Raw genomic sequence first — 26391 nt, 5'->3', positions numbered from 1 at the left:
CCTATCGGTGCGTGTCCAGATGCCTGCGGTGCAGCCACTTCGGCAGCCCCGGTGCCACGGGTCCCGTCGCCAGGAAGCCCTCCGCGCGCGCCGAGGCGAGCCCGATGCGCGGCAGGTCCGCGCTCTTCTCGAAGAGCAGGAACCGCGGCTCCCAGATGGGCCGGTACTTGGCGTTGGCCCGGTACAGCGACTCGATCTGCCACCAGCGGGAGAAGAAGCTGAGCAGCGACCGCCACAGCCGCAGCACCGGACCCGCGCCGAGACGCGCCCCGCGTTCGAAGACGGACCGGAACATCGCGAAGTTGAGCGAGACCTGCGTGACGCCGATCTCCCCGGCGCGCCGCAGCAGGTCGAGGACCATGAACTCCATCAGCCCGTTGTCGGAGTCCCGGTCCCGGCGCATCAGGTCCAGGGACAGCCCGTGCGGCCCCCACGGCACGAAGGACAGCAGCGCCCGCAGTCTGCCGTCGGCGTCGGTGCACTCCAGCATCACGCACTGCCCGTCCGCGGGGTCCCCGAGCCGGCCGAGCGCCATGCTGAACCCGCGCTCGGTCGCCCCGTCCCGCCAGTCGTCCGCACGCTCGATCAGGTACGCCATCTCGTCCGCCGGGATGTCCGTGTGGCGCCGGATCCGCACCTGGTACCCGGCCCGTTTCACCCGGTTGTACGCCTGCCGGACGGTGCGCATCGCCCGTCCCTCCAGCGTGAACTCGGCGACCTCCACGATCGCCTCGTCACCGAGTTCCAGCGCGTCCAGACCGTGCCGGGCGTAGATGGTCCCCGCTTCCTCGCTCGCCCCCATCACGGCCGGGATCCACCCGTGCGCCCGCGCCTCGGCGAGCCACGGCACGATCGCCCCGGGCCACGCCTCCGGGTCGCCCAGCGGGTCCCCGGAGGCCAGGCTCACCCCGCCGACCACCCGGTAGGCGACCGCCGCCTTGCCGGTGGGGGACCACACCACGCTCTTCTCCCGGCGCAGCGCGAAGTAGCCGAGCGAGTCCCGCTCGCCGTGCCCGTCCAGCAGCGTCCGCAGCCGCTTCTCGTCGTCCTCGGTGAGCGGGTCGACGGCACGCCGGGAGCGGAAGGCGGCGTACAGGACGGCGAGGAGCAGGGCCGTACTGAGGACGTTGACGGCCACGTTGGCCCAGTTGGGCGGGTCGATCCCGGGGAAGCGGGACTCGTCGGCGGCCACCGACACCAGACGCAGGGTGCCGTAGTGCCAGCGTTCCAGGAACGTCGAACGGGCCGCGTCCGGCGCCTGGTTGGTGACCGTCACCACCAGCGCGGCCAGCAGCGACGCGGCGAGACCGCCGACGACGGCCACGGTGGCGGCGAGCCGCGGGTTGGACCGGTCGCCCTTGGCGTAGAACTCCTGGCGCCCGGCCAGCAGCGCGGCCACGAAGGCGGCCGTCAGCACCAGCGAGATCCAGTTCTGCGCGTACCGCCGGATCTCCGGGAACGCCATCGCGAAGGCGAACAGAGCCAGGAACAGGCCGCTCAGCACCAGGTTGAGAATCCACGCGGCCCGTTTGCGGCGGCGCATCGTGATCGCCAGGAACGCGGTGAACACGCCCGAGGCGAAGCCCGCCGTCAGCAGGTACGGCGTGAAGAGGTCTTCCTGGTTGTGCCGGCGCACGTCCTGGCCCAGCGACACCCACACCGCGCTGAGGAAGTTGACGAACGTGACGGCCCGCAGATACCAGACGGCGAACGCGGCGGCCCGACGGGAGGCCCCGCTGGACCGCCGCCCCGGCGCGGCCTGCTGTTCCACGACAATTCGGGCATCTCCCATGGGGGAGGATCATATGGGCGCCTCAGTCGCGAACCGCGCTATTCGGGGCGGCGGGCCTGCCAGGCGCATGTCCGCGCACGTTTCCGCCGCGGCGGCAGCGGTCGGCAGCGGTCGGCAGCGGTCGGCACCGGGCGGCGCGGGGCGGGCGGACCGCCGGCGGCGACTGGTGCAGCCGGCGGCGACCGGACCGCCGGTCATGACCGGCCGCGTGCTCCGCCCAGGCCGCGTGCTCCGCCTCGGTCGCGCGCTCCGGTTCGGCTACGCCTCTTCCGGCTCGGTCGCGCGTTCCTCCGCTTCCGCGTCGGTGCCCTTCTCGGCCTCGACCTCGGGCCCGGCCTCGACCTCAGCGTCGGCCCTCTCGGCCTTCTCGGCCTTCTCGGGCAGCTCGGCGGCCAGTGCGGCGGCGGCGCGGACCAGGGGCAGTGCGAGCAGCGCACCCACGCCCTCGCCGACCTTCACGCCCTGATCCAGCAGCGGCTCCAGGGCCATCCGGTCCAGGGCCTTCGCCTGGCCCGGCTCCCCGCTGCCGTGCCCCGCCAGCCACCAGTCCGGCGCCCGGAAGGCGACCCGCTGGGCGACCAGCGCGCACGCGGCGGCCACGACCCCGTCGAGGATCACCGGCAGCTTCCGTACCGCGCACTGCAGCAGGAACCCGGTCATGGCCGCCAGGTCCGCCCCGCCCACGGTGGCGAGCAGCTCCATCTGGTCCCCGAGCACCGGCCGGGCCCGGCGCAGCGCGTCCCGGATCGCCGCGCACTTGCGCATCCACGCCAGGTCGTCGATCGCGAGCCCGCCGCGCCCGGTCACCACCGACGCGTCGGTCCCGCACAGCGCGGCGACCAGCACCGCCGCGGCCGTCGTCCCGCCCACGCTCACATCGCCGAGCACCACCAGGTCCGTCCCCGAGTCGGCCTCCTCGTCGGCGACGGCGACACCCGCCAGGAAGGCGGCCTCGGCCTCCTCCAGGGTCAGCGCGTCCTCGATGTCGATACGGCCGCTGCCGCGCCGTACGCGGTGCCGTACGACATCCTCGGGGAAGGCGTCCGACGGGCAGTCCAGGGCCATGTCCACGACCCGCACCGGCACTTCCAGCCGCCGCGCGAGCACCGACACCGGGCTGCCGCCCTCCAGCACCGCCCGCACCAGCTCCGCGGCGCCGCCCGCGGGCCGCGCGGAGACGTCGAGTCCGGCGATCCCGTGATCGCCGGCGAAGAGGATCACCCGCGGCCGTTCGACCGGCCGTACCGGTACGACGCCCTGTGCGGCGGCCAGCCACTCGCCCAGCTCGTCGAGGCGCCCCAGTGACCCGGGCGGCACGACCTGGCGCTCCCGCCGGGCCTCGGCCTCACGGCGTACGCCGCCGTCCGGGCGCTCGATCAGATCGGAGAAGTCGTCGAGATCAATCCTGCTCATTCGCGGAACAGTACCGCCAGCCCCCGGACGCGTCCGCGCCACACCGGCAGCACATCCGCATGGCGTCTTTGCACCCAAGATCGGTATCCCATACGTTCCGGTTCGCAGCGGAATGTCGCACAGGGAGCCGCCCATGTCGTCCTCGGCCCTCACCTCACAGGTCACCGACCCCTATCTGGAACCACGCCGGGCGGATTGCCCCTGGTGCGGTTCCCCGCGGCTGCGTACCCGGCTGCGCGCTCCGGACCCACTGGGGGGCCGGCCGGGCACCTTCGTCCTGGACGAGTGCGGCGACTGCGGGCACGCCTTCCAGAACCCCCGGCCCACCGCGGAGGGCCTCGCCGTCCACCACCGGGACTTCCACGAGCGGCACGAACAGTTCACCGGGCGGCTGCTGTCCGCCCGCGCGGTCCGCCGCCGGCACCGGGCCACCGCCAGGGCCCTGACGGTGCCGGCCGACCCGGAGAGCTGGCTGGACGTGGGCACCGGGCACGCCCGCTTCCCCGAGGCGGCCAAGGAGTACTTCCCGTACACCAGCTTCGACGGACTGGACGCGTCGGCCAACGTGGTCCGGGCGCTGGTCGAGGGGCGCGTCGAGGAGGCCCACCGCGGCCGGCTGACCACCCCGGGGACGGTGGAGCGGCTGCGGGCCCGTTACGACGTGCTCAGCATGTTCCACCACCTCGCGCACGTCCCCGATCCGCGCGCCGAACTCAGGGCCGCGCTCGCCGTGCTGCGCCCCGGCGGTCACCTGGTCGTCGAAGTCCCCGACCCGGACTGCGCGTTCGCGGCGCTCCTCGGCAGGTGGTGGCTGCCGCACGGCCGGCCCCGGCACCTCCATCTGATGCCGCTGGCCAACCTCCGCGCGGAACTGGAGGCACAGGGCTGCACGGTCGTCTCCACCGACCGCGGGGCCCCGCACCTCCCGTCCGACCTGTCGGCGGCCCTCGCCCTGGCCCTGACCGACCTCCCGCCCGTCCTGCGCCGGCTGGCCACGCCTGCCCTGGCGGCGGCCTCGGCCCTGGACCACACCCTGGCCCCGATCGCCCGCCGCACCCGCCTCTCCAACACGTATCGCCTCGTGGCACGTAGGGAGGGATGACCCCGCGGTACGTCGCCCGGGCGCGGGCACGCTGTGGCCGGTCGCGCAGTTCCCCGCGCCCCTAAAAACCACCGCAGCCCCGCCCACACGAACCGATCCGCCCCCACAGCCAACGGCACGGTCACCCCTCAGGGGCGCGAGGAACTGCGCGCCCAGCCCCCACGCACCCGCACGGGAGCACGGCCCGATCCACCGCCACAACCGACGCCGCCCCCACAGCCAACGGCACTGCCACCCCTCAGGGGCGCGGGGAACTGCGCGACCAGCCACAGACCACCCGCACGGGAGCACGGCCCGATCCACCGCCACAACCGACGCCGCCCCCACAGCCGACCGCACGGTCACCCCTCAGGGGCGCGGGGAACTGCGCGACCAGCCACAGACCACCCGCACCCGGCAGACGACCGCACCGCCAACCGCCAACCGCCAACCGCAATCCTCAGCCCCGCAACACCACCGCCTGGCCCGCCACCACCAGCAGAACCTGCTCACACTCACCCGCGAACGTCGCGTTCAGCCGCCCCAGTTCATCCCGGTACCGCCGCCCGGACGCGGTGGCCGGGACGATCCCGGACCCGACCTCGTTGGACACGGCCACCACGGTCCGCCGAGCCCCGCGCACAGCGGACGTCAACTCCCGCACCCGCTCGCGCAGCGCCTTCTCACCGCCGCCCGCCCACTCCGCGTCGTCCCACGCCCCGACCGAGTCCATCACGTCCGTCAGCCACAGCGACAGGCAGTCGATGAGCAGCGGCGGCCCCTCCTCGGCCAGCAGCGGCACGAGATCGGTCGTCTCCGTCGTACGCCACGACCCCGGCCGCCGCTCCCGGTGCGTGGCCACCCGGGCCGCCCACTCCGTGTCCCCGCCCCGCGTCCCGCCGGTCGCCACGTACAGCACGTCCGGGAAGGCCTCCAGGCGCCGCTCGGCCTCGACCGACTTCCCCGACCGCGCCCCACCCAGCACCAGCGTCCGGCGCGGCACGTCCGGCACATCCTCGTACGCCCCCACCACCAGCGTCGTACCGTCCGGCACCGCCCGTGCCCCCGCGGCGGCGAGCCGGCGCCGCGACTCCGCGCCCTGCGGCACGTCGTGGTCGAGGTGGACGGCGACGACGTCCGTGGTCGGCCCGACGGAACCGACCGCCCGCAGTCGCGCCAGCGCGTCCGGGCGCCCCACGACGTCGGCGAGCACCATGTCGTACGACTCCGCGGTCCCCTCCTCCAGGCCCGCCGGAGCCCCGCCCGGCGGCAGGTACAGCAGTCGCTGCCCGTCGGGCCCGGTCACCGCGTACCCGGTGCCGCCCGCGTCCATCGCCACCGCCCGCACCCGATGCCCCGTCAGCAGCGCCAACTCGCGCCCGTCCGGCACCCGGCCGGGCTGCGGCAGCCCGGCCGGCACCTCCACGGGCGGCCCGTCGTGCGGATGCGACAGCAGCACCTGCCGTACCCCGCCCAGCGAATGCCCTGCCCGCGCCGCCGCGAACGCCGCCCCGGGCGTCAGATCGAGCAGCAGCGTCCCGTCCACGAGCAACGCGGTGGCCGCCCGCGCGTCGGGCCCGAGCGCGGTCGCGCAGACAGCACAGGGACAGCCGGGGCGGGGCAGTCCCATGGGGGCACCAGTACCGAGCAGAGTCACTTCCACGGGACCGATTTTCACCTGTTCTCGCAGGCGCCGCTCCTCTGCCGCGCCCTAAGGGGAGCGGGACGGCACCGGTACGCGGCTCCGCCGGGCGGCCTCGGTTGATCCACCACCTCTGACGGCGGACCCGGTGGAGCGCATACCCTGCGCACAGGCGTTGGATCGAAGGAGGCCCACATGGCGGCATGGACGTGGCGGTTCGAGAAGGCCGACGGGACGGAGGTCCAGCCCGCGGTGCAGCCCGAGGAGTTCACCACGCAGGGGGACGCCGAGTCCTGGATCGGCGAGGAGTGGAAGGCGCTGCTGGAGGGCGGCGCGGACCAGGTGCGGCTGTTCGACGACGGCACCGAGATCTACGGCCCGATGAGCCTGCACGCCGACGCGGAGTAGCCCCGCCACGGGGAGGGAGGCGAGGAGGCCCGCCCTCCTCACTCCCTCACCCCCCGGCACCCTGCGCCCTCGCGCATCCCCGCTTCCCCGCTTCGCGCGGCTCACTGCTCGCCCAGTGCCACCTCGGCCGTGCGCTCCTGGTCGTCGCGCAGGAACGTCACCGTCGTCCGCTGCCCGGGCTTGGCCCCGGCCAACGCCTCGGAGAGGCTCGTGGTCGTGGCGACCTTGTCGCCGCCCAGCCTGGTGATCACGTCGCCCGGCCGCAGCCCCGCCTTGTCGGCCGGGCCGCCGGGGGTGACGGTGACCACCGCGGCACCGGCCGGGTGGTAGAGGTCGTCGACGACCGTGCGCGCGGTGATGCCGAGCGCGGCCCGGCCCGAGTCGACGACCTTGCCGGTCCTGACGATCTGGTCGGCGACCGTGCGCACCATCGAGGCCGGGATGGCGAACCCGATGCCGGGCGCCGCGCTGCCGCCGAGGACGGGATCCGCGGCGGCCAGCGTCGGGATGCCGATGACCTGCCCGTCGAGGTTGACCAGCGCGCCCCCGCTGTTGCCGGGGTTGATGGCCGCCGAGGTCTGCACCATGTTGGCGATGGTGGCGCCCGTGCCGCCGCCGGCGTCGCCCTCGCTGACGGTCCGTCCGGTCGCCGACACGATGCCCTGCGTCACGCTGGACGACAGCCCCAGGGGAGAGCCCATGGCCAGCACGATCTGGCCGACCGCCACCTTCTCGGAGTCCCCGAACGCCGCGGGCTTCAGCCCGGGCGGCACCCTGTCCAGCTTGATCACCGCGAGGTCCTGCTCCGGGTAGGAGTAGACCAGGGCGGCCCTGAGCGGCTCCTCGCTGTTGGCCGTGGTCACCTGGAAGGTCTTCTCCGGGCCGACCACGTGCGCGTTCGTCACGATGTGGCCCTGCTCGTCGTACACCACTCCGGAGCCGAGGTCATGGCTCGCCTGGATCTGCACGACCGACGGCAGGACCTCCTTGATCACCTTCTGGTACCGGTTCTGCAGGTCCTCCGCGGCCATCGGCAGCGTGGCCCGGGTGGTCGCGGTGTCCTTCTTCGCGGGCGCCGCCGGCTCGGAGCAGCCGCCGAGGAGGACGGCGGCGCACGCGAGCACGGCGACCGGGGCACCCCTGGTGAGGGAACGGGTACGGGAAGGGTCCATGCCCCGAGTGTCGCTTCGAGGGGAATGTCCGAGCCCGCCGTATACGCCCGAACGGGCTCGGCCGGTCACTCCACACCGGACGGGGCCGGCCTCCGTGCCGGACCGGGGCAGCCGTGTGTTCCGGGCCGGACGGAATCAGCTGTGCGCTGCGGGCCGACGCGGCCGGGCCGTGCGTCGCGGGCCGGACGGAATCAGCCGTGCGTCGCGGGCCGACGCGGCCTCAGTCGTGCGTCGCGGGCCAGTGCGGGCCTCAGCCCCGTACGCCGCACAGGTGCAGCAGCGCCGCGACTCCCCGGTACGGGTCCGTCCGCCCGGCCCGCTCCTCCACCGCCAGCAGCGTCTCCAGGTCGTCCGGGATCTCCGCGTCGTCCGCCGCCGTGTCGGTGAAGACCCGTACGCCGTACCAGGCGCGCAGCGGGGCGGCGATGCCGGCGAGCGTGGCGGTGAGCGTCGCGAGCCGGTCGGCCCGTACGTCCGGGCCGAGGCGGACGGGGGTCTCCCCGTCCGGGTCGTCCGGGTCGACCGGGTCGACCGAGTCGTCCAAGTCGTCTGAGCCCGTCCGGGCATGGGGGAGGTACGCGGTGGAGTCGAACGCGGCCAGCGCGGCCGCCCAGTCCCCGGACAGCCCCGCCCGCATCGCGAGCCCGTCGCCGTTGCGCACCAGCAGCGACAGCAGGCCGCCCGGCGCGAGCATCCGGGCCAGCCCGGCCACCAGCGGGTCGGGCTCCTCCACGTACATCAGTACGCCGTGGCAGAGCACCACGTTGAAGCTGCCGGGCAGGAAGTGCACGCCGGTGTCCTGGCCATCGCCCTCCACCAGCCGGACCCGCTCGCGGATGCCCTCCGGCTCCCGGGCGAGGGCCTGCCGGGCGGCCTCGATCATCGTGGCGTCCCGCTCGACCCCGGTCACCTGGTGACCGAGCCGGGCCAGCCGCAGGGCCTGCGTGCCCTGGCCCATGCCCACGTCGAGCACCCGCAGCCGCTGACCGACCGGGAAGTGCCCGGCTATCTGCTCGTCGAGCTGCCGGGACACCAGTTCCCGGCGTACGACATCACGCAGCCTGCCCAGCTTGTTCAGCCAGGCCGCGGCCGTCCCCCCGGTGATCGCGTCTGCGCTCAGGGCCGCTCTCCGCGCTTGACCTGCGGCTTCGGCAGCCGGAGCCGGCGCATCTGGAGGGAACGCATCAGGGCGTAGGCGACCGCGCCCCGCGTGTTCTTGGTCTGGCCGGGGAAGCGCTCGGCCAGCCTCTTCTTCAGACGGAGACCGCTGAAGACCGAGTCCAGCACGATTCCCACGATCACGATGAGCCACAGCAGCAGCGCGATGGTCTGGATCGAGGGCACCTTCACCACGGTGAGCACGAGGATCACCGCGGCCATCGGCAGGAAGAACTCCGCCACGTTGAGGCGCGAGTCGATCCAGTCACGGGCGAACTTGCGGACCGGGCCCTTGTCGCGGACCGGCAGATAGCGCTCGTCACCGCTGGCCAGGGCCTGGCGCTGACGCTCCATCGCCAGCCGGCGCTCCTCGCGCTGGCGTTTGCCGGCGTCCTTGCGGGACGTCGGGGTGTTGGCGACACTGCGGCGCTGGGACTGGGCCTCACTGCGCTTCGGCGTGGGCCTGCCCTTGGGGGCCTGCGGGTCGCGGGGCTGATTGGAGTCGGTCACCTGCGCCTTGTCGGCGGGGGCCTTCTCATCCTTGGCACGGCTTCGGAACACAAAACCCAAGGGTACGGGCTTCACCCGCATGGACCCCAGTCCGGCGGGGAACGATCCGGCAACACCGGACGTCTGTAGGGGCACAGACAGAAACAACAGGCGGGGCAACAGGCAGGAACACAGGGACGTCGCCGGCGCTTCACCCGGCGGTCGCCGAGGGGCCCGCCAGGGCCCGATACCGGGGGCCACCTACTCCTCACGCCGGAGCTGCGAGGACGGCAGTCGTCCTTGGGGATGAGCGCATCACTCCCCTAACGGTGCGGTAATGGAGGCGGGGCCCGTACTGTGGGTTCTGTCGCAGGATCTGTGAGCTGGAGTCCGTCAGAAGGGGGCGCGCGAAGCCCATGAGCGGTGTCATGAAGCGTATGGGGATGATCTTCCGCGCGAAGGCGAACAAGGCCCTGGATCGGGCCGAGGACCCGCGCGAGACCCTCGATTACTCGTACCAGAAGCAACTGGAGCTGCTGCAGAAGGTGCGCCGCGGCGTCGCCGACGTGGCGACCTCCCGCAAGCGCCTCGAACTGCAGCTCAACCAGCTCCAGAGCCAGTCCGGCAAGCTGGAGGAGCAGGGCCGCAAGGCGCTCGCGCTCGGCCGGGAGGACCTGGCCCGCGAGGCACTGTCCCGCCGCGCCGCCCTCCAGCAGCAGGTCACGGACCTGGAGACGCAGCACGCGACCCTCCAGGGCGAGGAGGAGAAGCTCACCCTCGCGGCCCAGCGCCTGCAGGCCAAGGTGGACGCCTTCCGTACGAAGAAGGAGACCATCAAGGCCACCTACACCGCCGCCCAGGCCCAGACCCGCATCGGCGAGGCCTTCTCCGGCATCTCCGAGGAGATGGGCGACGTCGGCCTCGCCATCCAGCGGGCCGAGGACAAGACGGCCCAGCTCCAGGCCCGCGCCGGCGCCATCGACGAGCTGCTCGCCTCCGGCGCCCTGGACGACCAGTCCGGCATGGCCAAGGACGACATCCAGGCCGAGCTGGACCGGCTCTCCGGTGGTACGGATGTAGAGCTGGAACTGCAGCGCATGAAGGCCGAGCTGGCCGGAGGCGCCCCGCAGCAGGCGATCGAGGGCGGAAACGGCCAGGATCGGTCCCAGCAGCAGCCGCAGGACACCCCGCGCTTCGACAAGCAGTAGCCGGGCGCCGGGACCGAGCCGAGGAGGCCGACGTGATCGTACGGATCATGGGGGAGGGCCAGGTGAGGCTGGACGACTCCCACTTCAGTGAGCTCAACAAGCTGGACGACGAGCTGATGGCGGAGGTGGAGAACGGTGACGAGGAGGGCTTCGGCCGCACCCTCACCAGCCTCCTCGACGCCGTCCGCCGGCTCGGCACCCCGCTGCCGGACGACGCGCTGGAACCCTCGGAACTGATCCTCCCGGCCTCGGACGCCACCCTGGCGGAGGTCCGGGAGATGCTCAGCGACGACGGCCTGATCCCGGGCTGAACCCGGGCGGGCCGGTCCCGGGTCGGGCCCGGTGGCCGGGGACGGGCCTCCCGGCCGATTCCGGTCGCCGCCCCGCCCCCGTACTGTTTCCGGGTGAGCACTCTGGAACGCCTCTGGTGCCGCCTCAAGGCCCACCCCCTCGCACTGGACGCGGCCCTCGCCGCGGTGGTGCTGCTGTGCATGATCGCCGGGTCCTTCGCGGCACCGCACGGCCGGCACGGAGTGGTCTGGGGCGAACGCGCCCCGGCCCTGCTCAGCCTGCTGCTGATGGTCCTCGCGGCCGCCGCGCTCGTACCGCGCCGGCGCGCCCCCAGGACGGTCCTCGCCGTCACCGGCGGCCTCTCCGTGATCGAGTGCGTCACCGGTGACCCGCGCGCCCCCGTCGCGATGGCCGCCGTGATCGCCCTCTTCACGGTCGCCTCCTCCACCGACCGCGCCACCACCTGGCGGATCGGCCTGCTCACGATGGCCGTGCTGACGGCCGCCGCGATGCTCGGCGGACCGCTGCCCTGGTACGCCCAGGAGAACCTCGTCCTCGTGGCCTGGACCGGCATCGGCGCCACCGCCGGGGACGCCGTCCGCAGCCGCCGCGCCTTCGTCCGGGCCATCCGCGAGCGCGCCGAACGCGCCGAGCGCACCCGCGAGGAGGAGGCGCGCCGCCGGGTCGCCGAGGAGCGCCTGCGCATCGCCCGCGACCTGCACGACGTCGTCGCCCACCACATCGCCCTGGTCAACGTGCAGGCCGGCGTCGCCGCCCATGTCATGGACAAGCGGCCCGACCAGGCCAAGGAGGCCCTCGCGCACGTCCGCGAGGCCAGCCGTTCGGCGCTCGACGAACTCCGCGCCACCGTCGGTCTGCTGCGCCAGTCCGGCGACCCCGAGGCGCCCACCGAACCGGCCACTGGCCTCAGCCGCCTCGACGACCTCGCCGGCACCTTCCGCAACGCCGGACTGCCCGTCGAGGTGGCCCGCGCCGACCAGGACACCGAACTGCCCTCACCCGTCGATCTGGCCGCCTACCGGATCATCCAGGAGGCCCTGACCAACGTGCGCAAGCACGCTGGCTCCGAGGCGAAGGCCGAGGTCAGCGTCGTACGCGTGGGCGGCGACATCGAGGTCACCGTGCTCGACGACGGCTCGGGCGCCGCCCCCGTACCCGCGCGCGGCGGCGGGCACGGACTGCTCGGCATGCGGGAGCGGGTCAGCGCCCTCGGCGGCACCCTGACCACCGGCCCCCGCTACGGCGGCGGCTTCCGCGTCCATGCGATCCTGCCCCTCCAGACCCGCCAGTCCCGGTCCTCCGGGGCGACGGCCCAGGGGGAGCCCGTATGACCATCCGTGTCCTGCTCGCCGACGACCAGGCACTGCTGCGCAGCGCCTTCCGGGTGCTCGTCGAGTCCGAGCCCGACATGGCCGTGGTGGGGGAGGCCTCCGACGGAGCCGAGGCGGTACGTCTGGCCAAGGAGGAGAAGGCCGACGTCGTCCTCATGGACATCCGGATGCCCGGCACCGACGGACTCGCCGCCACCCGCCTGATCAGCGCCGATCCCGCCCTCGCCCAGGTCCGGGTGGTCATCCTGACCACCTTCGAGGTGGACGACTACGTCGTCCGGGCCCTGCGCGCCGGCGCCTCCGGCTTCCTCGGCAAGGGCAGTGAGCCCGAGGAGCTGCTGAACGCCATCCGCCTCGCCGCCGGCGGCGAGGCGCTGCTGTCCCCGGCCGCCACCAAGGGCCTGATCGCGCGTTTCCTCGCCCAGGGCGGCGCCGACGGCGCGGGACCGGACCCGGAGCGCTTCGGTAACCTGGACGCGCTCACCTCCCGCGAGCGCGAAGTGCTCGTCCAGGTCGCGGCCGGTCTGTCCAACGACGAGATCGCCGAACGCCTGGAGGTCAGCCCGCTGACGGTGAAGACGCACGTCAACCGTGCCATGGCCAAGCTCGGCGCCCGGGACCGGGCCCAGCTGGTCGTCATCGCCTACGAGTCGGGGCTGGTCCGTCCGAGGATGGACTGACCTCCACCCGCTCGTACTGCGGGGGGAGTAGGCGGCCGGTCCGGAAATGGACCTGGAGCCTACGGAATCGTCCTCCGGGATGGCTCAGGGTGGTGGGGTGGGCGCGCACCAGTGCGTCCCTACGAGCTTCTGCCGCTCACAGAAGAAGAGAGATCCCACACCCATGTCCTGGCTGTCCCGGTTCAGCCTCGGGCAACGGGCCCTCATAGGCCTGATGTCCCTCATCGCGCTCGTCTTCGGACTGATCGCGATACCCCAGATCAAGCAGCAGCTGCTGCCCACCATCGAACTGCCCGTGGTCTCGGTCGTCGTGCCCTTCCAGGGCGCCTCGCCCGACGTCGTCGAGAAGCAGGTCGTCGAGCCCATCGAGAACAACCTCCAGGGCGTCGACGGCATCAGCGGCGTCACCTCCACCGCGAGCGAGGGCAACGCCGTCATCATGGCGTCCTTCGACTACGGCAACGACACCAAGCGGCTGGTCACCGACGTCCAGCAGGCCGTCAACCGCGTCCGCGGCCAGCTGCCCGAAGGCGTCGACCCGCAGGTCGTCTCCGGGTCCACGGACGACATGCCGGCCGTGGTGCTCGCCGCCACCTCCGACAAGGACCAGCAGGCGCTCGCCGACCAGCTCGACACGACGGTCGTCCCGTCCCTGAAGGACATCAGCGGCGTCGGCCGCGTCCAGGTCATGGGCGTACGCGACGTCCAGGTCGCCGTCACCCCGGACAACGCCAAGCTCGCCAAGGCCGGCCTCACCCCCGCCGCCCTCGGCCAGGCCCTCCAGGCCGGCGGCGCGACCGTCCCGGCCGGCTCCTTCGACGAGAACGGCGCCAACCGCACCGTCCAGGTCGGCGGCGGCTTCACCTCGCTGAAGCAGATCCAGGACCTGACGGTCATCGGTCAGGGCGGCCACAAGGCCGTACGCCTCGGCTCCGTGGCCACCGTCGCGCAGCGGCCCGCCCCGGCCGACTCCATCACCCGCACCGACGGCCGGCCCAGCCTCGCCGTCATGGTCACCATGGACCACGACGGCAGCGCGGTCTCCATCTCCGACGCCGTCAAGGACAAGCTGCCGGGCCTGCGCAAGGACCTCGGCGAGAGCGCGAAGCTCACGGTCGTCAGCGACCAGGGCCCGGCCGTTTCGAAGTCCATCAAGGGTCTGACCACGGAGGGCGCGCTCGGCCTGCTCTTCGCGGTCCTGATCATCCTGGTCTTCCTGGCCTCGGTCCGCTCCACGCTGGTCACCGCGGTGTCCATCCCGCTGTCCGTCGTGCTCGCGCTGATCGTGCTGTGGACCCGGGGCCTGTCCCTGAACATGCTCACCCTCGGCGCGCTCACCATCGCCATCGGCCGGGTCGTCGACGACTCGATCGTGGTTCTGGAGAACATCAAGCGCCACCTCGGTTACGGCGAGGAGCGCCGCGAGGCCATCCTGGGCGCCGTGCGCGAGGTGGCCGGCGCGGTCACCTCCTCGACCCTCACCACCGTCGCCGTCTTCCTGCCGATCGGCCTGGTCGGCGGCATGGTGGGCGCCCTGTTCGGCTCGTTCAGCATCACCGTGACGGCGGCCCTGCTCGCCTCGCTCGTGGTGTCGCTGACGGTGGTCCCGGTGCTGTCGTACTGGTTCCTGCGCGCCCCGAAGGGCACTCCCGAGGACGCCGACGAGGCCCGCCGCCGGGCCGAGGAGAAGGAGGCCAACAGCCGCCTCCAGCGCCTCTACGTCCCCGTCCTGCGCTTCGCCACCCGCCGCCGCCTCACCAGCGTGCTGATCGCGGTGGTCGTCCTGCTGGGCACGTTCGGCATGGGCGGGCTGCTCAAGACGAACTTCTTCGACCAGGGCGAGCAGGAAGTCCTCACCGTCAAGCAGCAGCTGAAGCCCGGTACCAGCCTCGCGGCGACCGACGCCCAGACCCGCAAGGTCGAGCTTCTGCTCGCCGGCACCGAGGGCGTCAAGGACTACCAGGTCACCATCGGCTCCTCCGGCTTCATGGCCGCCTTCGGCGGTGGCACCTCCACCAACCAGGCCTCCTACCAGGTCATGCTGAAGGACTCGAAGTCGTACGACTCCGTGCAGAAGCACCTGGAGGCCGGGCTGAAGAAGCTGGACGGCATCGGCACGACCACCGTGTCCGCCGGTGACGGCTTCGGCAACCAGGACCTCAGCGTCACCGTCAAGTCGGCCGACCCGAAGACCCTGAAGACCGCCTCCGAGCAGGTCCGCTCGGCCGTCGCCGGCCTCGGCGACGTCACCGACGTCAGCAGCGACCTCGCGCAGAGCGTGCCGCGCATCTCGGTCAGGGCGAACGCCAAGGCGGCCGCGGCCGGGTTCGACGACCAGAAGCTCGGCGCCGCGGTCGCGCAGGCCGTACGCGGTACGACGGTCGCCAAGGCGGTCCTCGACGACACCGAGCGCGACGTCGTCGTGCGGTCGGCGAAGCCGGCCACGACCCTGGCCCAGCTGAAGAACCTGCGCCTCGGCCCGGTCAAGCTCGGCGACGTCGCCACCGTGAAGGTGGTGGACGGGCCGGTGTCGATGACCCGTATCGACGGACAGCGCGCCGCGACCATCAAGGCCCGGCCGACCGGGGAGAACACCGGCGCGGTCAGCACCAAGCTGCAGGCGAAGATCAAGGCCCTGAAGCTCCCGGCCGGTGCCACCGCTCAGATCGGCGGCGTCTCCTCCGACCAGAGCGACGCCTTCAAGAACCTGGGCCTGGCCATGCTGGCGGCCATCGCGATCGTCTTCATGCTGCTGGTCGCGACGTTCCGTTCGCTGGTCCAGCCGCTGATCCTGCTGGTGTCCATCCCGTTCGCGGCGACCGGCGCCATCGGCCTCCTGGTGGTCACGGGCACCCCGATGGGCGTCCCGGCGATGATCGGCATGCTGATGCTGATCGGCATCGTGGTCACCAACGCGATCGTGCTGATCGACCTGATCAACCAGTACCGCGCGCAGGGCCACGGCGTCGTCGAGGCCGTGGTGGAGGGTGGCCGTCACCGGCTGCGCCCGATCCTCATGACGGCCCTGGCGACGATCTTCGCCCTGCTGCCGATGGCCCTGGGCGTCACCGGCGAGGGCGGCTTCATCGCCCAGCCGCTGGCCGTGGTCGTGATCGGCGGTCTGATCTCGTCGACCCTGCTGACCCTGCTCCTGGTCCCCACGCTCTACGCGATGCTGGAGCTCCGCAAGGAGCGCCGGGCGAAGAAGCGGGCGGCGAAGAAGGCGGCTCCGGAGGCGGAGGTGCTGGAGCCCGCGGGCGTCTGACCGGCACCACATGACAGAGGCCCGCCTCCCCAAGTCCTGGGGAGGCGGGCCTCTGTCATGTGCGGAGCCGGCTACGGCAGCGCCAGCATCCGCTCCAGCGCCAGCTTGGCGAACGCCTCCGTCTCCTGGTCGACCTGGATGCGGTTGACCAGGGTGCCCTCGGCCAGCGACTCCAGGGTCCAGACCAGGTGGGGGAGGTCGATGCGGTTCATGGTGGAGCAGAAGCAGACCGTCTTGTCGAGGAAGACGATCTCCTTGCCCTCGGGCGCGAAACGGTTCGCCAGGCGGCGGACCAGGTTCAGCTCCGTGCCGATCGCCCACTTGGAGCCGGCCGGGGCCGCCTCCAGCGCCTTGATGATGTACTCGGTCGAGCCGACGTAGTCCGCCGCGGCCACGACCTCGTGCCGGCACTCGGGGTGGACGAGGACGTTGACGCCGGGGATGCGCTCCCGCACGTCGTCGACCGAGTCCAGGCTGAAGCGGCCGTGGACCGAGCAGTGGCCGCGCCACAGGATCATCTTCGCGGCGCGCAGCTGCTCCACCGTCAGCCCGCCGTTGGGCTTGTGCGGGTTGTAGAGGACGCAGTCCTCCAGGGACATGCCCATGTCCCGCACCGCGGTGTTGCGGCCGAGGTGCTGGTCGGGCAGGAACAGCACCTTCTCGCCCTGCTCGAAGGCCCACTCGAGGGCCCGCTCGGCGTTGGAGGAGGTGCAGATGGTGCCGCCGTGCTTGCCGGTGAAGGCCTTGATGTCGGCGGAGGAGTTCATGTACGAGACCGGTACGACCTGCTCGGCGATCCCCGCCTCGGTCAGCACGTCCCAGCACTCGGCGACCTGCTCGGCCGTCGCCATGTCGGCCATCGAGCAGCCGGCGGCCAGGTCCGGCAGGACGACCTTCTGGTCGTCGGAGGTCAGGATGTCCGCCGACTCGGCCATGAAGTGCACACCGCAGAAGACGATGTACTCGGCCTCCGGGCGTGCGGCCGCGTCCCGGGCCAGCTTGAAGGAGTCGCCCGTGACGTCGGCGAACTGGATGACCTCGTCGCGCTGGTAGTGGTGGCCGAGTACGAAGACCTTGTCGCCGAGCTTTTCCTTGGCCGCGCGGGCGCGCGCGACCAGGTCCGGGTCGGACGGCGACGGCAGGTCTCCGGGGCACTCGACGCCCCGCTCGCTCTTCGGGTCGGCCTCACGGCCGAGGAGCAGCAGAGCCAACGGCGACGGCTGTACGTCGAGTTCCGGGGTCTGGGCGGTGGTCACGACACGCACCCTTTCTACTTTTCGTCTAACTGACGCTATCTATCATAACTGCTTCACGTCACTTTGACGATGCCCATAACGTCCATGTGACATGAATCCCGCGCAGGCGCTCCCCGCCGCACGGCCCACCCGGACCGGCCCACCCGGACCGGGCGGGTCCCGTCCCGTGCCGCCGTCCGTGCCGCTGTCCGTGCTCGCGGCCATGTGCGAGCATGAGGAGAGAAGCAGAACGCGACCACGCGAATGCCCGGCGCGGAATGAATCCGCGGACGCACCGGTTGCACTCGTCGGAAAGCTGTCTCCGTACAACCCGGGAGAGATGTAGATGTCCGTATCGGACGAGACCACCACCGTCACCGACGGCATCATCCTGACCGACGCCGCCGCGTCCAAGGTCAAGGCCCTGCTCGACCAGGAGGGTCGCGACGACCTCGCCCTGCGTGTCGCCGTCCAGCCCGGCGGCTGCTCCGGCCTGCGTTACCAGCTCTTCTTCGACGAGCGCTCGCTCGACGGCGACGTGGTGAAGGACTTCGACGGGGTCAAGGTCGTCACCGACCGCATGAGCGCCCCCTACCTCGGCGGCGCCACCGTCGACTTCGTGGACACGATCGAGAAGCAGGGCTTCACGATCGACAACCCGAACGCGACCGGCTCCTGCGCCTGCGGCGACTCCTTCAGCTGATCGGGCCAAGGCCTGACGGACGAGGCGGCGGACTCCCTGACGGGGCCGCCGCCTTCGTGCGTCCCGGCCCGCGTCAGCGCGCCGGCCGCCCCGACGCCCCCGGCCCGCCCTCCGGCACCGGCCGGCCGTCGCCACCGACCACCGTCCGGCCGTCCAGCGGCGCGTCCAGCCGCACGGTCCGCACATAGAACCTGGCCATGGCCACGCACATCGTGTGCGGCCGGGACCGCTCGGTCACCGTCACCGTCACCCGCTCCGCGCTCTCCTTCACCGACACCGCGTACGTGGCGCACACCCCGCCCGTGAAGCTCACGGCCAGGTTCCGTCCGCCGGCCGTGTAGCCGTCCGCCGGCACGTCCCGTGCCACCGGCTTCGAGGTCTGTCCCGAGGCCGGCCCCGAGGTCGGCTCCTGAACGGGCGCCGACGACGACGGCGACGGCGAGGTCAGGTACGCCGGGGCGACCGCCGGACCGGCCACGGTGAAGGCGCCCCGGGCCGTCGCGCCCCGCGCCTGGAACAGCCAGGACGGCACCAGCGTCAGCCGCCCGCCGACCGGCCGCGCGGCCAGCCCGAACACCGCCTCGTCCACCGTGACCGTGCCCGCCCGGGACGCCGGCGCGGACCGGCCGCATGGCTGCTCCAGCCGCTCCCGCAGGGGTACGGGGCTCGGGCAGCCGCCGATGCCCATCCGATGGCCGTCCGGCCGCGCCGCGTTCATCCGCTCCAGCGTCTGCCGCGCGCCCAGCACCGGGTAGGAGGCGCCCTTGACCGGCGCCGCCAGCAGCCCGTGGCCGCCGACGACCGAGCCCCGCTGGTCGACGGTCAGCCCGGTCGTCCAGCCGTACGTCGGGAACCCGCCCACCACCGGATCGGCGTTCACCACCCGCCGCGCCCCCATGACCTGGCCCGCGTCGACCTTCGCGTCGTCCTGCCCGAGCGCCTTCAGCACGGGCGCGGCCACCCGCCGTGCCGCCGCCGCGCTCACCGGAGCGGCCGCCGGGGCACCGGGGTCCTGCGCGCACACGGTGACCTTCCGGCAGTCGTCGGTGCCGGGCGCGTACCGGCTGTACGTCCAGTTGCCCGGGGCGTCCCCGCTCACCCGCAGCGCCGGCCCGGACGCGTCACCACCCCCGCCGACCCGCCAGCCGCCGCCCTCGGCCACCGGCTTCCCCTCGATCCCGAGCGCCTTCGCCAGCCGCGCCACCGCCTCCTCGCCGACCCCGCGCCGCGGCGCGTACACCGGCGCCGTGCCCGGCCCGTCCGGCAGCTTCCCCGCGGCCACGTACGTCACCCCGTACGGGTCCGGCTCGCCGGGCGCGATGCCCTCCGTGCCGCCCCCCGGACCGCTGTCCAGGGCGAGGAGCGGGGGAGTGGCCCCGCCACCGGATGCGCCGGGGCTCGTACGGCCGCCCGGACCGGCGCCCGCGGCGAGGTACGCCCCACCGCCCCCGGCCAGCAGCACGGCGGCGGCCACGGACGCGACGACCACGGGGGAGCGACGCCACCCGGCCGGCCCACCGGCACCCCCCTCACCGGCCCGAGGAGCCCCGCCGACCTCGCTGACCTCGTCGACCTCGTCGGCCCCGTGGACCTCGGAGGACTCGGGAGCCTCGGGCGGTTCGGATGCGGCAGGGGCCTCGGGCGGCTCGGAAGTCCCGGACGGCTTGGGAGCCTCGGACGGCTTGGGAGCCTCGGGCAGCTCGGACGCGGCAGGGGTCTTGGGCGACTCGGAAGTTCCGGACGGCTCTGAAGCCACGGGAGTCCCGGAGGGCGCCGGAGTCACCGGGGAGCCAGAGGGCGCCGGGCTTGCCGGGGAGTCAGAGACTGCCGGAGTCTTCGGGGAGCCAAGGGCTTCAGGGGCTCCGGTGTCCTCGGGCGGCTCCGGTTCCTCGGCGCTCTCGGGGTTCTCCGGCCGCTCGGTGTTCACCGCATCGCTCCTCGCTGGATGGTGTCCCGCGTCCCCGGCACGGGGGACGGCGATGGGACGCGCGAGGGGAGCGCACGGTTCCCGTCAGTGCGCCCCTGGGAATCAGTCGCCGTAGTCCGACATGGCGTCCAGCAGCCGGGCGGACCGGGCCGGCACGGACACGCCGTGGATCAGGGACGGCGGCACCGGACGGGAGTCGGTGTGCGCCGGAGCCGCCCAGCGCGGAGCCATCCGGGCACAGTCGCCGCGCAGCGAGGCGAAATCGCCTTCGAGGTCGGCCGGAGCGGGGGAAGCGACCCTGAGGTTCGTCATGACGGCACCGTAGACATGCGAAGCGCCGCGAAGAAAGATCTACTATCGGGTAGTTTCGGCAACTTCTACGGCCGCCCGTGAACGGGTAGCGTGAACCGTCAACCCCACCTCCCGCAGGAGAACGCCCGTCGTGCGCATCGCAGTCACCGGCTCCATCGCCACCGACCACCTCATGACCTTCCCCGGCCGCTTCGCCGACCAGTTCGTCGCGGACCAGCTGCACACGGTCTCGCTCTCCTTCCTGGTCGACAACCTGGACGTCCGCCGGGGCGGCGTCGGCGCCAACATCGCCTTCGGCATGGGCCAGCTCGGCACCCGGCCGATCCTGGTCGGCGCCGCCGGCTTCGACTTCGACGAGTACCGGGCCTGGCTCGACCGGCACGGCGTGGACACCGAGTCGGTCCGCATCTCCGAGACCCTGCACACCGCCCGCTTCGTGTGCACCACGGACGCCGACCACAACCAGATCGGCTCCTTCTACACCGGCGCCATGAGCGAGGCCCGCCTCATCGAGCTGAAGACCGTCGCCGACCGTGTCGACGGCCTCGACCTGGTCCTGATCGGCGCCGACGACCCGGAGGGCATGCTCCGCCACACGGAGGAGTGCCGCTCCCGCGGGATCTCCTTCGCCGCCGACTTCTCCCAGCAGATCGCCCGCATGGAGGGCGAGGAGATCCGGATACTGCTGGAGGGCGCGACGTACCTGTTCTCCAACGAGTACGAGAAGGGCCTGATCCAGGCCAAGACCGGCTGGAGCGACGAGGAGATCCTCGCCAAGGTCGGCCACCGCGTCACCACGCTGGGCTCGCGCGGCGTACGCATCGAGCGCGTCGGCGAGGACCCGATCGAGGTCGGCTGCCCCGAGGAGGAGCTCAAGGCCGACCCCACGGGCGTCGGCGACGCCTTCCGCGCGGGCTTCCTGTCCGGGCTGGCGTGGGGCGTCTCCCTGGAGCGCGCCGCCCAGGTCGGCTGCATGCTGGCGACGCTCGTCATCGAGACGGTGGGTACGCAGGAGTACCAGCTGCGCCGGGCGCACTTCATGGACCGGTTCACCAAGGCGTACGGGCTCGAGGCGGCCGAGGAGATCCAGGCGCACCTGGCCTGATCACGCACCCGGCCTGAGCACGCACCGGCCCGCACGCGCGGGCCGGGCGGGCCGGCCGGACGGAGGTGCGGGTGCGCCGAGGCGAGCGTGCTTTCCCGCACCGCACCACCGCCGGGGCGCCGCCCACACCCCGCGGATCAGCTCAGGCGGCGTACGACGTACGCCGTGCCCCGCTCCGCCGGCTCCTCGCCCACGTACTGCTGGCCGCGCATCTCGCACCACGCGGGGATGTCCAGGCGGGCGGCCTCGTCGTCCGACAGGACGCGGACCGTGCCGCCCACCGGGACGTCCCCGATGACCTTGGCCAGCTCGATGACCGGAATCGGGCACCGCTTGCCGAGCGAGTCGACGACGAGGACGCCGTCCCGGGCGTGGGCCGCCACCGCCTCGCGGGGACCGGACCCCGTCCGCACGTCCGCCACCACCCGCGGCAGCACCCGCAGGAAGTGCTCCACGTCCTCCGCGGCGGTCCCCGACGGCAGCGAGACCCGTACGTTCCCCTCGGTCAGCACCCCCATCGCCTTGAGTACATGGCTGGGCGTCAGCGTGCTGCTCGTGCAGGAGGACCCGGACGACACGGCGAAACCCTCGCGGTCCAGCCCGTGCAGCAGCGCCTCTCCGTCGACGTAGAGACAGGAGAAGGTGACGATCCCGGGCAGCCGCCGCTCGGCGTCACCCACCACCTGCGCGTCCGGCACCAACTGGGGCACCAGGGTCCGGATCCGCTCCGTCAGGTCCCGCAGTCGTACCGCCTCCCGCGCCGCGTCGGCCCGCACCGCGCGCAGGGCGGCCACGGCCGCCACGATCGCCGGGATGTTCTCGAACCCGGCCGCGCGCCCCGACTCCCGTTCGTCGACCGGGCCCTGGGCGGCGAACCGCACTCCCTTGCGCACGACGAGCAGCCCCACCCCCGACGGGCCGCCCCACTTGTGCGCACTGCCCGTCAGCAGCGACCAGCCGCCCTCGACCGGCCCCCAGCCCAGCGACTGGGCGGCGTCCACCAGCAGCGGCACCCCCGCCGCCCGGCACAGCTCGGCAACGTCGGCCACCGGCTGTACGGTCCCGACCTCGTGGTTGGCCGACTGCAGACACGCCAGCGCGGTGTCCGGCCGGAGCGCGGCCGCGTAGGCGGACGGATCGACCTCTCCCGTCCGGCCGACGCCCACCTGGGTGACGGACCCCCCGTCCGCCTCGAACGATTCCGCCGAATGGAGGACGCAGGAATGTTCGACAGAGGACACGATCAGGTGACGTCCCACCCGCCGCCGACCGGCCAACGCCCCCGCGACGCCCGTGTGTACGGCCCGGGTCCCGGACGACGTGAACACCAGCTCGTCCGCCCGGCACCCCACCGCCTCGGCGGCCGCCTCCCGGGCCGCGTCCAGCAGCATCCGCGCCTTGCGCCCCTCCCGGTACAGGCGCGCCGGATCGGCCCACCCGTCGTCGAGGGAGGCCAGCAGGGCCTGGCGGGCCACGGGATGGAGGGGTGCGGTGGACGCGGCGTCGAAGTAGGACACAGGGCAACGTTAGAACGCCGCGCGGAGAACGGGGGCAGGGGGCCGCTCCGATCCGCGGTGCCGCCGTGAGGGGGTGCCCCCGCGCTCGCGCGCGGGTGCGAGCGCGGGTGGGCGCGGGGGTGCGGGCGGGGCCGGGCGCGCGGGTGCGGGCCGGAGTGGACGCGGGGGGTGGGTACGGGGGTGCGAGCCAGGCGGTGCGACCAGGCACAACGCACCCCTCGCCGTGCCCAAAACGCCCCAACCCGCAGCGATTAGGTGCCCGATCGCACCCCTTCGGAGTGACCGGCGGCGCGTATGCCCCCCTCCCCGCGAACCCCCGGAGGGGGTGGGCTAGGGTTTGGTCCGCATAAACATCCAAACCCCTGCCCGACGCAGGGCGGCGACCGACCAGCGAGAAGGCCGCAGCCGACCGCGCGGGCGAGACTCTCGGGAAGGCGCTACGTGAGTCCCAACGGCTCCGACCGCTCGCCGCGGCGCCCGATGCGGCGGAAGCTGCTGATGGCAATGACCGCGGGCCTGGTCCTGGCGACCGCAACCGGTTGCACATACAAGGACTTCCCCCGCCTTGGTATGCCCACCCCGACCACGGAAGAGGCTCCGCGGATCCTCTCCCTGTGGCAGGGCTCCTGGGCTGCCGCGCTCGCCGTCGGCGTGCTGGTGTGGGGTCTGATCCTGTGGAGTGCTTTCTTCCACCGGCGCAGCCGCTCCAAGGTCGAGGTTCCTCCGCAGACCCGGTACAACATGCCGATCGAGGCCCTGTACACGGTGGTCCCGATCATCATCATCTCGGTGCTCTTCTACTTCACGGCCCGGGACGAATCGAAGCTCCTCAGTCTCGAAAAGAAGCCTGACGTCACGGTCAACGTGGTCGGCTTCCAGTGGAGCTGGGGCTTCAACTACATCGAGAACGTCCCCGGTTCGACGGGTGACGCCAAGACGGACCCGAACCTGGAAGCGATTCCGGACCGGTTCGTCAAGCAGTTCCCGGCGAACGCCGGCGGTGTCTACGACGTCGGTACGCCCGGCACGCGGAACCCGCAGACCAAGAACCCGGGTCCGACGCTCTGGCTGCCCAAGGGCAAGACCGTCCGCTTCATCCTCACCTCGCGTGACGTCATCCACTCCTTCTGGGTGGTGCCGTTCCTGATGAAGCAGGACGTCATCCCGGGCCACACCAACGCCTTCCAGGTGACCCCCAACCATGAGGGCACCTTCCTGGGCAAGTGCGCGGAACTCTGCGGCGTCGACCACTCCCGGATGCTGTTCAACGTGAAGGTCGTCTCCCCCGAGCGTTACGAGCAGCACCTCAAGGACCTCGCCAAGAAGGGGCAGACCGGTTACCTTCCCGCCGGCATCGCGCAGACGAGCCACGAGAAGAACCGGGAGACGAACAACCTGTGAGCATCCTCAACGAACCCCAGGGTGCCGCGGCAGCTGAGGACTCGTACGAGAACGAGCTGCCGGTCAGGCGCAAGCAGCCCGGCAATGTCGTGGTGAAGTGGCTGACCACCACCGACCACAAGACGATCGGCACGCTGTATCTGGCGACGTCGTTCGTGTTCTTCCTGATCGGCGGCGTCATGGCGCTGCTCATGCGCGCAGAGCTGGCCCGTCCGGGCCTGCAGATGATGTCGAACGAGCAGTTCAACCAGGCGTTCACGATGCACGGCACGATCATGCTGCTGATGTTCGCGACGCCGCTGTTCGCCGGTTTCGCGAACTGGATCATGCCGCTCCAGATCGGTGCCCCCGACGTCGCGTTCCCGCGGCTGAACATGTTCGCCTACTGGCTCTACCTGTTCGGCTCGACGATCGCCGTCGGCGGCTTCCTCACCCCGCAGGGTGCGGCCGACTTCGGCTGGTTCGCCTACTCCCCGCTGTCGGACGCCGTCCGCTCGCCGGGTATCGGCGCCGACATGTGGATCATGGGTCTGGCCTTCTCCGGCTTCGGCACCATCCTCGGCTCGGTCAACTTCATCACCACGATCATCTGCATGCGCGCGCCGGGCATGACCATGTTCCGCATGCCGATCTTCGTGTGGAACGTGCTGCTGACCGGTGTCCTGGTCCTGCTCGCCTTCCCGGTCCTGGCCGCCGCGCTGTTCGCCCTGGAGGCGGACCGCAAGTTCGGCGCCCACGTCTTCGACGCGGCCAACGGCGGAGCACTGCTATGGCAACACCTCTTCTGGTTCTTCGGACACCCAGAGGTGTACATCATCGCGCTGCCGTTCTTCGGCATCATCAGCGAAGTGATCCCGGTCTTCTCCCGTAAGCCGATGTTCGGTTACATGGGTCTGATCGCCGCGACGATCTCGATCGCCGGTCTCTCCGTGACGGTGTGGGCCCACCACATGTACGTCACCGGCGGTGTTCTCCTGCCGTTCTTCTCCTTCATGACGTTCCTCATCGCCGTTCCGACGGGTGTGAAGTTCTTCAACTGGATCGGAACGATGTGGAAGGGCTCGCTGTCCTTCGAGACTCCGATGCTCTGGGCGGTCGGCTTCCTGATCACCTTCACCTTCGGTGGTCTGACCGGTGTCATCCTGGCCGCGCCGCCGATGGACTTCCACGTCTCGGACTCGTACTTCGTGGTGGCGCACTTCCACTACGTCGTGTTCGGCACCGTCGTCTTCGCGATGTTCTCCGGCTTCCACTTCTGGTGGCCGAAGTTCACCGGCAAGATGCTCGACGAGCGCCTCGGCAAGATCACCTTCTGGACGCTGTTCATCGGCTTCCACGGCACCTTCCTGGTCCAGCACTGGCTGGGTGCCGAGGGCATGCCGCGCCGGTACGCCGACTACCTGGCGGCCGACGGCTTCACCGCCCTGAACACGATCTCGACGATCAGCTCGTTCCTGCTGGGCCTGTCGATCCTGCCCTTCCTCTACAACGTGTGGAAGACGGCCAAGTACGGCAAGCCGGTCGGCGTCGACGACCCGTGGGGCTACGGCCGCTCGCTCGAGTGGGCGACCTCCTGCCCGCCGCCGCGGCACAACTTCCTCACCCTGCCGCGGATTCGCAGTGAATCCCCGGCGTTCGACCTGCACCACCCGGAGATCGCGGCCCTCGAGCAGCTTGAGCACGCCGGTCACGGTGGCGCCATCGCGGACAGCAAGGAGGCCGGCAAGTGAAGATCCAGGGCCGGATGTTCATCTGGCTGAGCTTCTTCATCCTGATCATGGCCGTCGTGTACGGCGTGTGGTCGAAGGATCCGGCCGGAACCACGGCACTCTTCCTGGCCTTCGGCCTGTGCATCATGATCGGCTTCTACCTGGGCTTCACGGCCCGGCGGGTCGACGCGGGCGCGCAGGACGACAAGGAGGCCGACGTCGCGGACGACGCGGGCGAGCTGGGCTTCTTCAGCCCGCACAGCTGGCAGCCGCTCTCCCTGGCGGTCGGCGGTGCCCTCGCCTTCCTCGGCATCGCGGTCGGCTGGTGGCTGGTGTACTTCGCGGCCCCGATCATCGTGATCGGCCTGTTCGGCTGGGTGTTCGAGTACTACCGCGGTGAGAACCGCACCCAGTAGCACGCGCCGAGCGCACCACGAGCCCGGACACTCCATCAGGAGGGTCCGGGCTCGTGCTTTTGCCGCAGTTGCCGCAGTGTCTGTCCCTCGTACGAGTTACATACCGCGCTCATAG

Annotated in this window: 22 protein-coding genes; 12 read left to right on the top strand and 10 right to left on the bottom strand. The window is 72.0% G+C overall.

All coding sequences use genetic code 11. The annotated features are described in order from the left end of the window. Window position 1 precedes the first annotated feature (1 nt). Both OIB37_RS10810 and cobT read right to left on the bottom strand, forming a co-directional pair. Complete coding sequence (locus OIB37_RS10810; RefSeq protein WP_330457345.1) at window positions 2-1792, bottom strand: phosphatidylglycerol lysyltransferase domain-containing protein; 1791 nt, start codon at window positions 1790-1792, stop codon at window positions 2-4. A 258-nt stretch (window positions 1793-2050) separates the two neighbouring features. Further along, window positions 2051-3205 carry a nicotinate-nucleotide--dimethylbenzimidazole phosphoribosyltransferase gene (cobT, locus tag OIB37_RS10805; protein WP_330457344.1) on the bottom strand — a complete coding sequence of 385 codons (1155 nt, stop codon included), beginning with the start codon at window positions 3203-3205 and terminating at the stop codon, window positions 2051-2053. Between the two features lie 133 nt (window positions 3206-3338). Here cobT and OIB37_RS10800 point away from each other — a divergent pair, with 133 nt between their 5' ends. Next, window positions 3339-4307: a class I SAM-dependent methyltransferase gene (locus tag OIB37_RS10800; RefSeq protein WP_330457343.1), complete on the top strand. Its 969-nt coding sequence runs from the start codon at window positions 3339-3341 to the stop codon at window positions 4305-4307. Window positions 4308-4746: 439 nt separating this feature from the next. Here OIB37_RS10800 and OIB37_RS10795 read toward each other — a convergent pair whose 3' ends face one another. Beyond that, entirely contained in the window at window positions 4747-5949 is a 1203-nt protein-coding gene (locus OIB37_RS10795) for a bifunctional adenosylcobinamide kinase/adenosylcobinamide-phosphate guanylyltransferase (protein ID WP_330457342.1), read from the bottom strand. A gap of 174 nt (window positions 5950-6123) precedes the next feature. Here OIB37_RS10795 and OIB37_RS10790 point away from each other — a divergent pair, with 174 nt between their 5' ends. After that, a complete protein-coding gene (locus tag OIB37_RS10790) occupies window positions 6124-6336 on the top strand; it encodes a hypothetical protein (RefSeq protein ID WP_330457341.1) in 213 nt (70 codons plus the stop codon). A gap of 101 nt (window positions 6337-6437) precedes the next feature. Here OIB37_RS10790 and OIB37_RS10785 read toward each other — a convergent pair whose 3' ends face one another. The 3 genes from OIB37_RS10785 to OIB37_RS10775 form a co-directional block, all read right to left on the bottom strand. Next, window positions 6438-7508: a S1C family serine protease gene (locus tag OIB37_RS10785; RefSeq protein ID WP_330457340.1), complete on the bottom strand. Its 1071-nt coding sequence runs from the start codon at window positions 7506-7508 to the stop codon at window positions 6438-6440. A gap of 250 nt (window positions 7509-7758) precedes the next feature. Then, on the bottom strand, window positions 7759-8541 hold the full coding sequence (locus tag OIB37_RS10780) for a class I SAM-dependent methyltransferase (protein WP_330457339.1): 783 nt from the start codon (window positions 8539-8541) through the stop codon (window positions 7759-7761). An 83-nt stretch (window positions 8542-8624) separates the two neighbouring features. Next, window positions 8625-9257, bottom strand: a complete 633-nt coding sequence (locus OIB37_RS10775) for a DUF3043 domain-containing protein (protein ID WP_330457338.1) — start codon at window positions 9255-9257, stop codon at window positions 8625-8627. Between the two features lie 326 nt (window positions 9258-9583). Here OIB37_RS10775 and OIB37_RS10770 point away from each other — a divergent pair, with 326 nt between their 5' ends. The 5 genes from OIB37_RS10770 to OIB37_RS10750 all read left to right on the top strand — a co-directional run bounded on the left by OIB37_RS10770 (window position 9584) and on the right by OIB37_RS10750 (window position 15951). Next, on the top strand, window positions 9584-10363 hold the full coding sequence (locus OIB37_RS10770) for a PspA/IM30 family protein (protein ID WP_330457337.1): 780 nt from the start codon (window positions 9584-9586) through the stop codon (window positions 10361-10363). Window positions 10364-10395: 32 nt separating this feature from the next. Beyond that, window positions 10396-10674, top strand: coding sequence for a PspA-associated protein PspAA (gene pspAA / locus OIB37_RS10765; protein WP_330457336.1), 279 nt, complete (start codon window positions 10396-10398; stop codon window positions 10672-10674). A gap of 93 nt (window positions 10675-10767) precedes the next feature. Continuing rightward, window positions 10768-12006, top strand: coding sequence for a sensor histidine kinase (locus OIB37_RS10760; protein ID WP_330457335.1), 1239 nt, complete (start codon window positions 10768-10770; stop codon window positions 12004-12006). Further along, entirely contained in the window at window positions 12003-12686 is a 684-nt protein-coding gene (locus OIB37_RS10755; RefSeq protein ID WP_330457334.1) for a response regulator transcription factor, read from the top strand. Before OIB37_RS10760 ends, OIB37_RS10755 begins: the two co-directional genes overlap by 4 nt. Before the next feature lie 163 nt (window positions 12687-12849). Continuing rightward, window positions 12850-15951 carry an efflux RND transporter permease subunit gene (locus tag OIB37_RS10750; protein ID WP_330457333.1) on the top strand — a complete coding sequence of 1034 codons (3102 nt, stop codon included), beginning with the start codon at window positions 12850-12852 and terminating at the stop codon, window positions 15949-15951. A 71-nt stretch (window positions 15952-16022) separates the two neighbouring features. On the opposite strand, the gene nadA is transcribed toward OIB37_RS10750, so the two are convergent. Beyond that, window positions 16023-17207 carry a quinolinate synthase NadA gene (nadA, locus tag OIB37_RS10745; protein ID WP_330457332.1) on the bottom strand — a complete coding sequence of 395 codons (1185 nt, stop codon included), beginning with the start codon at window positions 17205-17207 and terminating at the stop codon, window positions 16023-16025. A 325-nt stretch (window positions 17208-17532) separates the two neighbouring features. Between nadA and erpA the strand changes: the two genes are divergently transcribed. Next, complete coding sequence (erpA, locus tag OIB37_RS10740) at window positions 17533-17889, top strand: iron-sulfur cluster insertion protein ErpA (protein ID WP_330457331.1); 357 nt, start codon at window positions 17533-17535, stop codon at window positions 17887-17889. Between the two features lie 73 nt (window positions 17890-17962). On the opposite strand, the gene OIB37_RS10735 is transcribed toward erpA, so the two are convergent. Both OIB37_RS10735 and OIB37_RS10730 read right to left on the bottom strand, forming a co-directional pair. After that, window positions 17963-19645 carry a hypothetical protein gene (locus tag OIB37_RS10735; protein ID WP_330457330.1) on the bottom strand — a complete coding sequence of 561 codons (1683 nt, stop codon included), beginning with the start codon at window positions 19643-19645 and terminating at the stop codon, window positions 17963-17965. A gap of 273 nt (window positions 19646-19918) precedes the next feature. Continuing rightward, entirely contained in the window at window positions 19919-20128 is a 210-nt protein-coding gene (locus tag OIB37_RS10730; protein ID WP_330457329.1) for a hypothetical protein, read from the bottom strand. 130 nt (window positions 20129-20258) lie between these two features. Here OIB37_RS10730 and OIB37_RS10725 point away from each other — a divergent pair, with 130 nt between their 5' ends. Next, window positions 20259-21233 (top strand): carbohydrate kinase family protein, encoded by a 975-nt coding sequence (locus OIB37_RS10725; protein ID WP_330457328.1) that lies wholly within the window; start codon window positions 20259-20261, stop codon window positions 21231-21233. Between the two features lie 137 nt (window positions 21234-21370). On the opposite strand, the gene OIB37_RS10720 is transcribed toward OIB37_RS10725, so the two are convergent. After that, window positions 21371-22750 carry a cysteine desulfurase/sulfurtransferase TusA family protein gene (locus OIB37_RS10720; RefSeq protein ID WP_330457327.1) on the bottom strand — a complete coding sequence of 460 codons (1380 nt, stop codon included), beginning with the start codon at window positions 22748-22750 and terminating at the stop codon, window positions 21371-21373. A 441-nt stretch (window positions 22751-23191) separates the two neighbouring features. Between OIB37_RS10720 and ctaC the strand changes: the two genes are divergently transcribed. From ctaC to OIB37_RS10705, 3 genes are read left to right on the top strand one after another with little or no spacing between them, the layout of a single operon-like run. Next, a complete protein-coding gene (gene ctaC, locus OIB37_RS10715) occupies window positions 23192-24151 on the top strand; it encodes an aa3-type cytochrome oxidase subunit II (protein ID WP_330457326.1) in 960 nt (319 codons plus the stop codon). Next, window positions 24148-25881 (top strand): aa3-type cytochrome oxidase subunit I, encoded by a 1734-nt coding sequence (gene ctaD / locus OIB37_RS10710; protein WP_330457325.1) that lies wholly within the window; start codon window positions 24148-24150, stop codon window positions 25879-25881. Before ctaC ends, ctaD begins: the two co-directional genes overlap by 4 nt. Next, window positions 25878-26276 carry a cytochrome c oxidase subunit 4 gene (locus tag OIB37_RS10705; protein WP_330457324.1) on the top strand — a complete coding sequence of 133 codons (399 nt, stop codon included), beginning with the start codon at window positions 25878-25880 and terminating at the stop codon, window positions 26274-26276. The genes ctaD and OIB37_RS10705 overlap by 4 nt, the downstream gene beginning before the upstream one ends. Window positions 26277-26391: the final 115 nt, after the last annotated feature.

Origin of the sequence: Streptomyces sp. NBC_00820 (assembly GCF_036347055.1) — a bacterium.
In the GTDB taxonomy this organism is placed as follows: domain Bacteria; phylum Actinomycetota; class Actinomycetes; order Streptomycetales; family Streptomycetaceae; genus Streptomyces.
Note: the sequence above shows the minus strand (reverse complement) of the source record. Positions and strands in the feature narration are given on the sequence as shown.

Excerpts from the sequence above, each read along its gene's own strand:
- OIB37_RS10775 (WP_330457338.1), bottom strand. The coding sequence starts at position 9,257 with ATGCGGGTGAAGCCCGTACCCTTGGGTTTTGTGTTCCGAAGCCGTGCC.
- OIB37_RS10810 (WP_330457345.1), bottom strand. The coding sequence starts at position 1,792 with ATGGGAGATGCCCGAATTGTCGTGGAACAGCAGGCCGCGCCGGGGCGG.
- cobT (WP_330457344.1), bottom strand. The coding sequence starts at position 3,205 with ATGAGCAGGATTGATCTCGACGACTTCTCCGATCTGATCGAGCGCCCG.
- OIB37_RS10770 (WP_330457337.1), top strand. The coding sequence starts at position 9,584 with ATGAAGCGTATGGGGATGATCTTCCGCGCGAAGGCGAACAAGGCCCTG.
- OIB37_RS10730 (WP_330457329.1), bottom strand. The coding sequence starts at position 20,128 with ATGACGAACCTCAGGGTCGCTTCCCCCGCTCCGGCCGACCTCGAAGGC.
- OIB37_RS10790 (WP_330457341.1), top strand. The coding sequence starts at position 6,124 with ATGGCGGCATGGACGTGGCGGTTCGAGAAGGCCGACGGGACGGAGGTC.
- OIB37_RS10800 (WP_330457343.1), top strand. The coding sequence starts at position 3,339 with ATGTCGTCCTCGGCCCTCACCTCACAGGTCACCGACCCCTATCTGGAA.
- OIB37_RS10750 (WP_330457333.1), top strand. The coding sequence starts at position 12,850 with ATGTCCTGGCTGTCCCGGTTCAGCCTCGGGCAACGGGCCCTCATAGGC.
- erpA (WP_330457331.1), top strand. The coding sequence starts at position 17,533 with ATGTCCGTATCGGACGAGACCACCACCGTCACCGACGGCATCATCCTG.
- OIB37_RS10785 (WP_330457340.1), bottom strand. The coding sequence starts at position 7,508 with ATGGACCCTTCCCGTACCCGTTCCCTCACCAGGGGTGCCCCGGTCGCC.
- OIB37_RS10755 (WP_330457334.1), top strand. The coding sequence starts at position 12,003 with ATGACCATCCGTGTCCTGCTCGCCGACGACCAGGCACTGCTGCGCAGC.